Raw genomic sequence first — 12,294 nt, forward strand, 5'->3', positions numbered from 1 at the left:
TGATCTCCGAAGTGACTGGCAGCATCGCCGGTGATGGCAGCCTGACAGGGTCCAGCGACGCAGACATTGATGTGGATCAATCCAGCTGCGGCGGTCGCACAGTTGCTCAAGCAGGGTTGTAGAGCTCGCCCGACGCATTTTCTGCGCATCCTGCCGTCTGTTGCTCTGCGTTCGATTCGATCGCAGGGTGTCACGGATGATGCTGTGAATGCATCGGGCAGCGCACAACGGCACGCTCGTAGTGACGGTTACATGTCCAATTTACGACCGCAATGCGTAGATGCAACGCGCTCGTCTGCTGTCGGATGCGTTGCACGTGTACGCATGACATGAAAACTTTCACTGGCCGCTGGTATTGCCAGCTCGGCAGCCTCTAGCAGGACTGGCTGAAATTTACGAATGCTCCAGTGTGATCATCATAGAAAATGTATAGCTGCGCAGTGTCGTGACGGAGGCTGCCAATATCGATCTGCCCTACAAACACCAACGGCCGTCCTTCAACGATAGGCCAATCAGGGCCTTGCAGCCACTTCGGCGCCGATTTCAAGAAACGAAAATCCTGCGCGATCTTGTCTTTTAAAATTCTCACCAGTTCCTTTCCATTGCTATCGCCCTGACCTTCGATAGCAAGGGAGAAGTACCAGGATGGAAGATCAAGCCATTTGGGCTGAGCTTTCAGTGTCAACTCGAGTAACTCGCTATATTTTTCACTACAGACATGCGCAACCTTGTGTTTCTTCAAGAAGCTGCAAAGTAGTTTTTGAACATTGTAGACAGAGCCGATCCGGCTGTAGTCCTGACTGATCAGATGCGTGTAGAGATCAGCTTCCTGGATGTAGGCAGGAAGTTGAACTTCATTCTTTAGAAGACGTTCGAAGGATGCATCTGACTGAATCTTGCGTTCAAATTCCTCTGCAGAAATCGAGGCTTCCACAAAAGCTTTTATCGTCGCTTCCACCATCATTGCTTCGCTCCGTCCTGTGGAAATTCGCGCATCGCCACTGCCAGCCACGACGTACCCTCCTCCGGCGCTGCGCGCCACCTTCTCCCGATGGGAGAAGGGAAAACCTCGTTGTCCAATCAGCAGCGGCCACCACAGTGCGTCTCCCCGTAGTAGAAGAAACGCTTACATCACCGTCAAATTCGCATACGCCATCACCAGCCACTTGGCGCCGACGTCATCGAATTGCACCTGCACCCGCGCGTGCGCACCGGCCCCCTCGTAGTCCACGACAACGCCGCCGCCGAACTTGGGGTGTTGGACATTGGCACCGAGCTTGATCGGTGCGGCTTCGACCACGCCATGTACCGGTCCGCCGCGGGTCGCGCCAAGCGAGGCGGTGCGCGAGACCTGCACTTTCGGGCGCACTTCGTGCAGCAGCTCGCGCGGAATCTCGCGCAGGAAGCGCGAGGGCACGTTGTAGTTGTCCTGGCCGTGGATGCGCCGCGATTCGGCGTAACACAGCACCAGCTTCTGGCGCGCGCGGGTGATGCCTACGTAGGCCAGGCGGCGCTCTTCTTCCAGCCGGCCGCTTTCTTCCAGCGAACGCGCGCTCGGGAACAGGCCGTCTTCCAGGCCGACCAGGAACACGATGGGGAATTCCAGGCCCTTGGCCGAATGCAGCGTCATCAGCTGCACGCCTTCTTCGCCAGCCTGGGCCTGGCCTTCGCCGGCTTCCAGCGAGGCGTAGGCCAGGAAGGCCACCAGCTCGGTCATGCCCTGGCTGTCTTCATCGTCCGGGCGGGTGAAGCGCGAGGCCACCGACACCAGTTCGTCCAGGTTCTCGGTACGCGATTCCGAATCCAGCCCGCTGCGGCTTTCCTTGGCCCAATGCTCGCGCAGGCCCGAGCGCATCAGCACATGGTCGATGCGTTCGGCCAGTTCCATGTCGCCGGTTTCGGCATGCAGCTGGCCGACCAGGCTCAGGAACGTGGCCAGCGCGTTGCGGGCGCGGGCGGCCAGGGTATTTTCCTGCGTGGACAGCATCGCCGCTTCCCATAGCGACAACGCGTTGGCGCGTGCCAGGCGGCGCACTTCATCCAGCGTGCGATCGCCGATGCCGCGCGTGGGCGTGTTGACCGCGCGCTCGAACGCGGCATCGTCGCTGCGGTTGGTGAGCAGGCGCAGGTATGCCAATGCATCCTTGATTTCGGCACGCTCGAAGAAGCGCATGCCGCCATACACACGGTACGGCAGCTGCTCGGAAATCAGCGCTTCTTCCAGCGCGCGCGACTGCGCGTTGCTGCGATACAGCACCGCCACTTCGCCATAACTGCCGCCGTCGCGCACCCACTGCCGCGCGCGCTCGACCACATAGCGCGCCTCGTCGACCTCGTTGTAGGCCGCATACAGGTCGATCGGATCGCCGTCGCCGGAATCGGTCCACAGCTGCTTGCCGATCCGGTCCGGATTATGCGCGATCACCGCATTGGCCGCGCCCAGGATATTGGCGCTGGAGCGGTAGTTCTGCTCGAGCCGCACGGTCTGCGCGCCGGGGAAATCCTTCAGGAAGCGCTGGACGTTCTCGACCTTGGCGCCGCGCCAGCCGTAGATGGCCTGGTCGTCGTCGCCGACCACGAACACGTGGCCGGTCTCGCCGGCCAGCACGCGCACGAAGGCGTACTGGATGGCGTTGGTGTCCTGGAATTCGTCGACCAGGATCTCGCGGAAGCGCGCACGGTAATGCGCCAGCAGGGCCGGGGTGTCGCGCAGCAGTTCGTGCGCGCGCAGCAGCAACTCGGCGAAATCGAGCAGGCCGGAGCGGTCGCAACGTTCCTGGTAGGCCGCGTACACCTGCCGGCGCACCTCGGTCCAATCATCGTTGGGTTCGGGCTGGATATGCTGCGGACGGCGGCCTTCGTCCTTCTGCTCGTTGATCCACCAGCTCATCTGCTTGGGCGGATACTTGCCCTCGTCCAGCTCCAGCGCCTGCACCACGCGCTTGACCAGCCGCAGCTGGTCGTCGCTGTCCATGACCTGGAAGCCTTCCGGCAGCCGCGCATCCTGCCAGTGCAGGCGCAACAACCGATGCGCCAGCCCATGGAAGGTGCCGATCCACATCCCGCGGCTGCCGTTGCGCAGCTGCAGGTCGGTACGGTGGCGCATTTCGCCGGCGGCCTTGTTGGTGAAGGTCACCGCGAAGATTCCGTGGTTGGGCACGCCCTGGACTTCGTTGAGCCAGGCGATGCGATGGATCAGCACGCGCGTCTTGCCGGAGCCGGCGCCGGCCAGCACGAGGTAGTGCCCCGGCGGCGCGGAAACGGCCTCGCGCTGGGCGGGGTTTAAATGATCGAGCAAATGAGAGACATCCACCGCCGTATTTTACCGGTTGTGGCGTCGCTGCGGCTGAGATTGCGATGAAGCGGTTGGGAATGCGGGGCTTCGCACGTACCCTCATCCGCCCCTGCGGGGCACCTTCTGTCGATGGGAGAAGGGAGTAAGCCCCTCTCCCATCGGCAGAGGGATTGGGGTGAGGGTACGGGGCGAAGCAGTCGGTGCATCACTTCCGAAGGCGCGTGGCGACGCGTTTGTCACTGCAGGCACTGATAGAGGTCTGAGGCGCCCTCATCCGGCGCTACGCGCCGCCTTCTCCCGGCGGGAGAAGGGAACAATGGCCCCTCACCGCCCCAGCAATGCCAACACATCCGGCGCAATCGCCGCTGCCTGCTCACGCAGCTCCGGCACTGCCAGGCTCTCCCACAACGACCCGATCCGCAGGCTGCCGATCACCCGCAACCGCGGATTGGCGCGCCCCTCGGCGTCGATCAGACAGCCATCGGCAGCGGTATCCACCCCGATCCCATGCGGCCCGGCCACCGCAATGCCCTGCCCCAGCAGCTGCTGCAGCAGCGGGTTGCGCATCGCCTGCACGCGCATTTCCACGCCGGTGGCGTTGACCAGCGTCTGCACATCCAGCTGCAAGGCATGCCCGGCACGGGCAGCGCCCGCACTCACGCGCACGCATGCACCGACCTCAAACGCCACATCCAGCCGCGCGCGATGCAACTGCAGTTGCCCGCGCGCCTGCATCGCCTGCAACTGCGCATGCACCGGCCCGGCAACGCGATGGCGATGCACATCCCAGTAACGCACCACATGCCGCAGGAAACGGCGCTGATCGGCGACCGACAAGGTCTGCCACAAGGCCTGACTCAAGGGCCGGATGCGTTCCATCACGCCCTGCCACGGCAGCCCCTGCGCCAGCGCCAGGCGGGCGTGCCGGCGCAACGCGCGCATGCGCGCACGCAACGGCAGCGCCAGCAGCGGTTGCGGGTCGAACACGGCCACCGCGCCATGCGCATGCGGCAAGGGCAACAGCCCGTGCCGCGACACCACATGCACCGCGCCGCGATGGGCCTGCGCGGCCAGCGTCACCACGGTGTCGGCCATGCTCAGCCCCGAACCGACGATGCACACCGCAGCGTCCTGCGGCAACGCGGCCACCGCCTCGGTGTCCCAGGCTTCCACCCGCTGCGCAGCCGACAGGCCGGTGGCGCCACGCAACGGCAACGGGCGCAGCGCGTTACCAACCGCAAGCACCACGGCGGCGGCCTGCAGCGTGTGCCCGTCGTCCAGATGCAACAGCGCACCGTCTGCGTTGGGCTGCAAGGTCTGTACGCGTGCGGTACGCACGATCAGGGCGGCAGCGCTGGTTGCACGCGCGGCCTGCAGACGATCGTGCAGATACGGGGCGTAATGCCTGCGCCCGACACACTGCTGCGGCAGCTGCGTATCGTCCAGCTCCGGGCAACATGCGTGCGTACGCAAATAGTCGACAAAATCCTGCGGTGCATCCATCAGCGCACTCATGCGTGCGGCCGGCACATTGAGCAGGTGTTCGGGACGCGTGGTGGAATACGCCACCCCCTCGCCCAGCAACGGATGCGGCTCGATCAACACGATCCGTCGCGGCGCGGCGGCCTGACGCAACAGCTGCAGCGCCACCAGCACACCGGATGCGCCACCGCCGACGATGGCGATCGTTGCATCGCCGGAATCACGCACTGGGTTCATTGCGGCATTGTAGGCGATGGCTGCGCCGGACCCCCGATCGCCGTGTCCTGGCTGCGCAGGCGCCTCGCCGGCCGGCCTCCGGCTTGCCAAGTTTCCGCGCGCCCGGCATCACAAGCGCTTACGATTGGCTGCGCACGCTCGGCAAAGGCCCTGGGAGGCCCCACAGCATGTCTGTTGCATTGGTCAGGCTCATCATCTACGTCCACGATGTCGCGGCAATCAAGGCCTTTTACCAGGCCCATTTCTCACTCCCCGTCCGCGAAGAGATCGCCGATCAGTGGGTCGTCCTGGCCGCAGGGCAGATCGAGCTGGCGCTGCACCTGGTCGGCGACAGGTACCGCCAGTTGCCGGCATCGCCGGCATCGGATCCGCCACGACCGGCGGCCGGCTCCACCACAAAGCTGGTTTTTGCCATCACCTCGGACCTGGCGGCCCATCGCGAGCAATTGCGCAGCGCAGGCGTACCGGTGGGCGAGCTCAAACGCTACGCCGGCTTTGCGTACCAGATGTACGACGGCCGCGACCCGGAGGGCAACGTCTTCCAGGTGATGCGCCTGGACTGACGTAAGGCCGCTACATCAACGCATCGGCCAGCCGCGCAATGCCTTCGCGACTGCGGCGCCAGGCCGGGCGCGTGCGCCACTGCTCCAGCTCCAGCTGGCGTGCGTTGGCCAGGTAATCCTGCTCGATCGCACGCAGCCGCTGCACCACGCCCTGGTCGTAGCAGAGCATGCCGATCTCGGCATTGAGCGCGAACGAGCGGATGTCCAGGTTGATCGAGCCGACCAGTGCGATGTCCTCGTCCACGCTCAGGTGCTTGGCATGCAGGAAGTGCGGGCGATACAGCGCGATCTTGACCCCGCAACGCAGCAGCTCTTCGAAATACGCCTCCTGCGCCCAGGCCGCCAGGATCTGGTTGTTGCTCTCCGACAGGATCAGCTGCACATCCACGCCCGACACGGCAGCAATGCGCAAGGCACTGAGCAAGGCTTCGTCGGGGACGAAATACGGTGTCACCAGCACCACCTTGCGCCGCGCCAGATGGATCACCGCGTTGATCGCATCGCGCGCATTCTCGAACGGATACGCCGGCCCGCTGGGCAGCAGCTGCGTGGCGATGTTGGCCTCGCACACCGGCGCATCCGGCCATACGTCCAGGCGCTGCCCGGTTTCGGTGAACCAGTCGCTGGCGAACACCGCTTCCAGATGATTGACCACCGGCCCGCGCACTCGCGCCACCAGCTCGCGGTTGGGCACCCCATTGATGAACCCGGCCTCGGCCAGGTTCTGCGAGCCGACAAAGCCCACCTGATTGTCAATCACCGCAATCTTGCGATGGTTGCGCAGATCCATGCGCCCGCTGCGGCGCCAGCGCAGGCCGCCGGGCAACACCGCCAGCACGTCCACTCCACCGGCCTGCAGCTGCTTGCGGTAATGGCGCAGACCGCGCTTGGCGCCCACCGCATCCAGCAGCACGCGGCAGCGCACGCCGCGCGCACCGGCACGCAGCAGCGCGGCGACCACCGCGTCGCCCACCGCATCGTCGAACATCAGGTAATACAGCAGATGCACGCGCTTTTCCGCCATGTCGATCGCGGTGATCAAGGCCTGCAGCGACTGCGTGTAGTCGTCCAGCAAGTCCACCGCATTGCCCAGCGTGGGCATGAAATCGCCCTGGCGTTCGATCAGCGGCACCACCTCGGCGCTGCTGGTGTCCGCCTGCGGGGTCCAGCGCAAAGCATGCAGCGGCAGTTGCTGCTCGCGGATCACCTGCGAGGCAGTGGCCTGGCGTTCCACCCGCACCCGCGATAGCCACGGATGCCCGAACAGCAGATACAGCGGCAGGCCGACCACCGGCACGAAGCCGATCAGCAGCAACCAGCTGCGTGCCGCACCCGGCGTGGTGCGGGCCGGAATCCACAACAGCGCGGCCAGGCGAATCGCCCAGTCCAGTGCCAACAGCCAGGTCCCTTGCAACCAGTCAGGCAGCATCAGCGATCCGTTCTCAAGAAGGCTCCGATTCTGACCGGCCGGTGCGTGAACGCAACGGGGCGGGCGCGTCGATCGGCGCGCAATAGCGAAACGGCCCGCCCTGCGCATCGGCCGGCTGCACGCGCTCGGCACAGACCTGGCGCAGCGTCTGCACGAACGCCGACTGCGCGCGGGTGGGATGCCAGTCGCTGCGCAGCGTCATGCCGATCTGGCGGCGCAGCTGCGGCCCGGCGCGGCCGATCTCGCACAGCAAGCCGGCGCGGCGCTCGAACAGGAACTGGTCGCGCGACATCAGCGTGAGCCAGTCGCCTTCCAGCAGCAGCCCGCGGATGGTCAGCTCCGCGCCGCATTCGATGCGCAGCGCCGGTGGCTCGATCCGCTGATCGCGAAACATCTGCTCCCAGCGTGCGCGCACCGGCGTGCCGGTGGTGGCGATCACCCAGGGATAGTCCAGCAACTGCGCGAACGCATAGGCGCGTCCGGCCAGCGGATGCCCGCTGCGCGCCACGATCACCGGCTCGTCGTCGAACAACGGCTCCTGCAGCACATCGCGTACCGGCAACGGCTCGCGCAACGCACCGATCAGCAGGTCCAGCCCGCCCTCGCGCAGATGCGCCAGCAATTCGTCATACGGGCCTTCGACCACGTTGACGCTGGCACCGGGATGCGCGCGCGCAAACCGCGCCAGTACCTGCGGCAGCAGGATCGCCCGCGCCAGCGGCATCACCCCCAGTGCGATCCGGCCGGCGTGCTGCGAGCGCAACGCGCTCACTTCGTCCAGGCCGGCGCGCAATTCGGCCAGCGCCAGGCGCACCTGCCGCAGCAGCCGCGTGGCCACCGGCGTGGCCTGCATGGTCTTGCCGCGGCGCATCGTCAGCGGTACCTCGATCACATCGGCCAGCGACTGCACCGCGCGGTAGATCGCCGGTTGCGAGACCCCGGCGCGCGCCGCCGCCAGCGAATAACTCCCGGCCACATCCACCGCGACCAGCGCCTGCAGCTGGCCCAGCGAGACCCGTCGCTCCAGGCCGGGCCGGGCCGGCAATCGCAACGCCCGCCGCGCCACCCGGATGCCGCGACTCAGTTGCTCCAACGCCCGTGCGATGCGCGGCACCAGCCACTGCGTGGCCTCGGTAGCCACCATGCCGCCCGGATGCCGCTCGAACAGGCGCACGCCGAGCTGCTGTTCCAGCCGCGCCACCGCCTGGGTCAATGCCGGTTGCGACAGATTCACCTGCGGCGCGGCCGCGCTGATGCTGCCCAGCCGGTGCACCACCACCAAGGCGTAAAGATGGCGAAGGTTCGGCTCGGGAGTCGGCGGCATGCTCTAACTATAAGCAAAACCAATATGCATACCTCAAATGAATCTTGAGCCAGCAGGCGCTCGCCGCACAGACTCGGTGCACCCCTAACGAGGATGGATGGATGAGCCAGGTCGTCACCCGGATCGAGCGCACTCCGTTGGCCGTCGTCGACGGGCTTGCGCAGGCCGGCGTGGCCACCGTGCACGAGGCGCAGGGGCGCAGCGGCCTGCTGCACCATCGCCTGCGCCCAATCTACGCCGGCTGCCGCATCGCCGGCACCGCCGTCACCGTGTCGATCCCGCCCGGCGACAACTGGATGATGCATGTGGCCATCGAGCAACTGCAGCCCGGCGATGTGCTGGTGGTCGCCCCGACCAGCGCCTGCTGCGATGGCTATTTCGGCGACCTGCTCGCCACCTCGGCACAGGCGCGCGGCTGCCGCGGCCTGATCATCGACGCCGGAGTACGCGATGTGCGCGACCTCACGGCGATGCAGTTCCCCGCCTGGAGCCGCGCCATCTGCGCGCAGGGCACCATCAAGGAGACGCTGGGCTCGGTCAACGTGCCGCTGGTCTGCGCCGACGCGCTGGTGCAGCCGGGCGATGTGGTGGTGGCCGACGACGATGGCGTGTGCGTGGTGCCGCGCGCCAGCGCCGACGCGGTGCTGGCCGAAGCGCAGGCACGCGAAGCGCGCGAACTGCGCAAACGCGAGCGCCTGGCACGCGGCGAACTGGGCCTGGACATCTATGCCATGCGCGAGCGGCTGGCGGCCAAGGGCCTGCGCTATGTCTGAGCAGGTCCGCGCGATGTGGATGCGCGGCGGCACCTCCAAGGGCGGCTTTTTCCTGGCCGACGAATTGCCGGACGAGCGCGCCGCACGCGATGCCTTCCTGCTGCGCGCCTACGGCTCGCCGGATGTCCGCCAGATCGACGGCATGGGCGGCGCCGACCCGCTGACTTCCAAGGTCGCGGTGGTGTCGCGCTCGGCACGCGCCGATGCCGACGTGGACTATCTGTTCCTGCAGGTGTCGGTGGACCAGGCACAGGTCAGCGACGCGCAGAACTGCGGCAACATGCTGGCCGGCGTTGCGCCGTTCGCGCTGGAGCGGGGCTTGTTGCCCGCACGCGATGGCGAAACCGAGGTGCGCATCTTCATGCGCAACACCGGCACGTTGGCCACCGCCAGCGTGCAGACGCCCGGCGGCCAGGTGCGCTACGACGGCGACGCGCGCATCGACGGCGTACCCGGCACCGCGGCGCCGATTGCGCTGGCATTTGCCGACATCGCCGGCTCTTCCTGTGGTGCGTTGCTGCCCACCGGCAATAGCGTCGATATCCTGGATGGCGTGGAGGTCACGCTGATCGACAACGGCATGCCCTGCGTGGTGCTGCGCGCCAGCGATCTCGGCATCAGCGGTTACGAAGACCGCAACACCCTCGATGCAGACGAGGCACTGAAAACCCGCCTGGAATCGCTTCGCTTGCAGGCCGGCCCGTTGATGCAGCTGGGCGATGTTGCCGAGGCCACCGTGCCCAAGATGATGCTGGTCGCCGCCCCGCGCCATGGCGGCGCGATCAGCGTGCGCTCATTCATTCCGCACCGCTGTCACGCCTCGATCGGCGTGCTCGGCGCCGTCACCGTGGCCACTGCCTGCCTGCTGCCCGGCTCGTCCGCGCATGCCCTGGCGCAGCTGCCTGGCGGCACCACCCAGCAGCTGGAGGTCGAGCATCCTAGCGGCGCGAGCAGTTGCGTGATCACGGTCGATTCGCACGGCGAGGTGGTGCGCACCGCCGTGCTGCGCACTGCACGCAAGCTGTTCGATGGGCAGTTGTATGGCTGAGCGGATGGATGCGCCACCACGCTGGATCGATCGCCATCGGCCATGCCCGGCCCACGACCTGCGCCTGCCGCGCGGCGTGGCTGACACCGCGTGCCGCAGCGACCTGCGCGTGAGCATCCATGCGCGCACCACACCCTACGTGGGCACCTGCAGGTTCCGCGCACCGGGCGGGTCCGCCTTCCGCGTACGTGGTCGTTTTTACTCACCGATCCCGCCGCCTCAACAAGACCCTTGCCATGATCATCGACTGCCACGGTCACTACACCACCGCGCCCGCGGCGCACGATGCCTTCCGCAAGGCGCAGATCGCGCAGTACGACGACCCAAGCCTGCCCGCGCCGGTGTATCCGTCCATCTCCGACGACGCATTGCGCGAAAGCATCGAACAGCACCAGCTGCGCCTGTTGCGCGAGCGCGGTGCCGACATGACGATCTTTTCGCCACGCGCCAGCACCATGGCGCACCATATCGGCGACGAAGCGGTCAGCCAGGTGTGGACTCGCCACTGCAACGACCTGATCGCGCGCGTGGTGCAGCTGTATCCGCAGACCTTCATCGGCGTGTGTCAGTTGCCGCAGTCGCCGGGCGTGCCGATCGCCCAGTCGATCGCCGAGCTGCAACGCTGCGTCAGCGAACTCGGGTTTGTCGGCTGCAATCTCAATCCTGACCCGTCCGGCGGGCACTGGAACGGGGTGCCATTGACCGATCGCGCCTGGTATCCGTTCTTCGAAAAGATGGTCGAGCTCGACGTGCCGGCGATGGTGCATGTGTCGGGCAGCTGCAACGCCAACTTCCACGCCACCGGCGCGCATTATCTCAATGCCGATACCACCGCGTTCATGCAGTTTCTCCAAGGCGATCTGTTCGCTGATTTCCCCGACTTGCGCTTCATCATCCCGCACGGCGGCGGCGCGGTGCCATATCACTGGGGTCGCTTCCGCGGCCTGGCCGACATGCTCGGCAAGCCGCCGCTGTCCACGCATGTGATGCGCAATGTGTTCTTCGACACCTGCGTGTATCACCAGCCCGGCATTGATCTGCTGTTCGAGGTGATCGACATCGACAACATCCTGTTCGGCTCGGAGATGGTCGGTGCGGTGCGCGGCATCGACCCGCAGACCGGCCAGTATTTCGACGACACCAAGCGCTACATCGATGCCTTGGCGATTCCCGACGCGGACAAGCGCAAGGTGTTTGAAGGCAATGCGCGACGGGTGTATCCACGCCTGGATGCGCAATTGCGTGCGCGCGGGCTGTGACTCTTTCTTACCTGCCGGAGAAGGTGCCCCGCAGGGGCGGATGAGGGGCGCCTCGGAGAGCGGTCACCGTCTGCGATGTCAAACGCGTCGCCACGCGCCTTCAGAAGTGAAACGCCGGCTGCTTCGCCTCGAACTGCCAGCGACTGACGGTGCGTGCAATCGGAAAAACGACGTCTCGCTTGCGAGTGGCTTCGCCCCGTACCCTCACCCCACCCACTCTCCCGGAGGGAGAGGGGATGCAGTCCGCCGAGATGGAGCGGCCCAGGAAGTGTGCGGATTTAACCCATTGTTGCGATCAACCCCGCAACACTCCACAAACGCAAACACCCGCCTTGCGGCGGGTGTTTGCCTGGATGCAGATCGGGTAATCGGTGGATTACTTGATCTTGCCTTCCTTGTACATCACGTGCTTACGCACGACCGGGTCGTATTTCATCATTTCCATCTTCCCCGGAGTGTTTTTCTTGTTCTTGTCCGTGGTGTAGAAGTGGCCGGTAGCGGCCGAGGAAATCATACGAATCTTGTCACGCTTGCCTTTTGCCATGACTGCTTACTCCTCAGACCTTTTCGCCGCGCGCACGCAGCTCTTTCAGAACGGCATCAATCCCGTTCTTGTCGATGGTGCGCAATGCATGCGCGGAGACACGGAGCTTCACCCAACGGTTCTCGCTGGCGACCCAGAAGCGGCGCTCGTGCAGGTTGGGCAGGAAGCGACGACGGGTTCTGTTGTTTGCGTGGGAGACGTTGTTACCCGTCTGCACACGCTTGCCGGATACTTGGCATACGCGGGACATTACGCACCTCGATAAATGAATTGCCACCCATAGCCTGGGGAGCGGCGGCCCCGACAGCGTCAAGCTGCCACGCAACGTTGGGAATCAAGA

At 65.6% G+C, this 12,294-nt stretch carries 11 protein-coding genes; 4 read left to right on the forward strand and 7 right to left on the reverse strand.

Translation table 11 applies throughout. The features are described 5' to 3' along the window. Positions 1–373: 373 nt before the first annotated feature. From AC1PLA_RS20005 to AC1PLA_RS20015, 3 genes are all read right to left on the reverse strand, one after another. Positions 374–1,012, reverse strand: a complete 639-nt coding sequence (locus tag AC1PLA_RS20005) for a hypothetical protein (RefSeq protein WP_146093951.1) — start codon at positions 1,010–1,012, stop codon at positions 374–376. Positions 1,013–1,126: 114 nt separating this feature from the next. Then, positions 1,127–3,313, reverse strand: a complete 2,187-nt coding sequence (uvrD, locus tag AC1PLA_RS20010; protein ID WP_102582151.1) for a DNA helicase II — start codon at positions 3,311–3,313, stop codon at positions 1,127–1,129. 306 nt (positions 3,314–3,619) lie between these two features. Next, entirely contained in the window at positions 3,620–5,014 is a 1,395-nt protein-coding gene (locus AC1PLA_RS20015) for an FAD/NAD(P)-binding protein (RefSeq protein ID WP_481105212.1), read from the reverse strand. Positions 5,015–5,181: 167 nt separating this feature from the next. Here AC1PLA_RS20015 and AC1PLA_RS20020 point away from each other — a divergent pair, with 167 nt between their 5' ends. Then, positions 5,182–5,577, forward strand: coding sequence for a VOC family protein (locus tag AC1PLA_RS20020; RefSeq protein ID WP_481105213.1), 396 nt, complete (start codon positions 5,182–5,184; stop codon positions 5,575–5,577). 10 nt (positions 5,578–5,587) lie between these two features. Here the strand turns inward: AC1PLA_RS20020 and cls are convergent, their stop codons facing one another. Together cls and AC1PLA_RS20030 are read right to left on the reverse strand one after the other, a co-directional pair. Continuing rightward, on the reverse strand, positions 5,588–7,006 hold the full coding sequence (gene cls / locus AC1PLA_RS20025; RefSeq protein ID WP_349782760.1) for a cardiolipin synthase: 1,419 nt from the start codon (positions 7,004–7,006) through the stop codon (positions 5,588–5,590). A 13-nt stretch (positions 7,007–7,019) separates the two neighbouring features. Beyond that, on the reverse strand, positions 7,020–8,330 hold the full coding sequence (locus AC1PLA_RS20030; RefSeq protein ID WP_481105214.1) for a LysR family transcriptional regulator: 1,311 nt from the start codon (positions 8,328–8,330) through the stop codon (positions 7,020–7,022). 101 nt (positions 8,331–8,431) lie between these two features. Between AC1PLA_RS20030 and AC1PLA_RS20035 the strand changes: the two genes are divergently transcribed. The 3 genes from AC1PLA_RS20035 to AC1PLA_RS20045 all read left to right on the forward strand — a co-directional run bounded on the left by AC1PLA_RS20035 (position 8,432) and on the right by AC1PLA_RS20045 (position 11,410). Then, complete coding sequence (locus tag AC1PLA_RS20035) at positions 8,432–9,103, forward strand: 4-carboxy-4-hydroxy-2-oxoadipate aldolase/oxaloacetate decarboxylase (RefSeq protein ID WP_166764836.1); 672 nt, start codon at positions 8,432–8,434, stop codon at positions 9,101–9,103. Further along, positions 9,096–10,151 (forward strand): 4-oxalomesaconate tautomerase, encoded by a 1,056-nt coding sequence (locus tag AC1PLA_RS20040; protein ID WP_481105215.1) that lies wholly within the window; start codon positions 9,096–9,098, stop codon positions 10,149–10,151. Before AC1PLA_RS20035 ends, AC1PLA_RS20040 begins: the two co-directional genes overlap by 8 nt. Positions 10,152–10,387: 236 nt before the next feature. Beyond that, positions 10,388–11,410 (forward strand): amidohydrolase family protein, encoded by a 1,023-nt coding sequence (locus AC1PLA_RS20045; RefSeq protein ID WP_102584196.1) that lies wholly within the window; start codon positions 10,388–10,390, stop codon positions 11,408–11,410. 376 nt (positions 11,411–11,786) lie between these two features. On the opposite strand, the gene rpmG is transcribed toward AC1PLA_RS20045, so the two are convergent. Next, positions 11,787–11,954 (reverse strand): 50S ribosomal protein L33, encoded by a 168-nt coding sequence (rpmG, locus tag AC1PLA_RS20050; protein ID WP_002809462.1) that lies wholly within the window; start codon positions 11,952–11,954, stop codon positions 11,787–11,789. Between the two features lie 13 nt (positions 11,955–11,967). Continuing rightward, complete coding sequence (gene rpmB / locus AC1PLA_RS20055; protein WP_002809459.1) at positions 11,968–12,204, reverse strand: 50S ribosomal protein L28; 237 nt, start codon at positions 12,202–12,204, stop codon at positions 11,968–11,970. Positions 12,205–12,294 lie beyond the last annotated feature (90 nt).

The sequence above is a fragment of the Xanthomonas sp. NCPPB 1826 genome (assembly GCF_056725285.1).

Bases quoted from the DNA above. Each gene is read 5' to 3' on its own strand.
- AC1PLA_RS20015 (WP_481105212.1), bottom strand. From the start codon at position 5,014: ATGAACCCAGTGCGTGATTCCGGCGATGCAACGATCGCCATCGTCGGC.
- AC1PLA_RS20020 (WP_481105213.1), top strand. From the start codon at position 5,182: ATGTCTGTTGCATTGGTCAGGCTCATCATCTACGTCCACGATGTCGCG.
- cls (WP_349782760.1), bottom strand. From the start codon at position 7,006: ATGCTGCCTGACTGGTTGCAAGGGACCTGGCTGTTGGCACTGGACTGG.
- AC1PLA_RS20030 (WP_481105214.1), bottom strand. From the start codon at position 8,330: ATGCCGCCGACTCCCGAGCCGAACCTTCGCCATCTTTACGCCTTGGTG.
- AC1PLA_RS20035 (WP_166764836.1), top strand. From the start codon at position 8,432: ATGAGCCAGGTCGTCACCCGGATCGAGCGCACTCCGTTGGCCGTCGTC.
- AC1PLA_RS20040 (WP_481105215.1), top strand. From the start codon at position 9,096: ATGTCTGAGCAGGTCCGCGCGATGTGGATGCGCGGCGGCACCTCCAAG.
- AC1PLA_RS20045 (WP_102584196.1), top strand. From the start codon at position 10,388: ATGATCATCGACTGCCACGGTCACTACACCACCGCGCCCGCGGCGCAC.
- rpmG (WP_002809462.1), bottom strand. From the start codon at position 11,954: ATGGCAAAAGGCAAGCGTGACAAGATTCGTATGATTTCCTCGGCCGCT.
- rpmB (WP_002809459.1), bottom strand. From the start codon at position 12,204: ATGTCCCGCGTATGCCAAGTATCCGGCAAGCGTGTGCAGACGGGTAAC.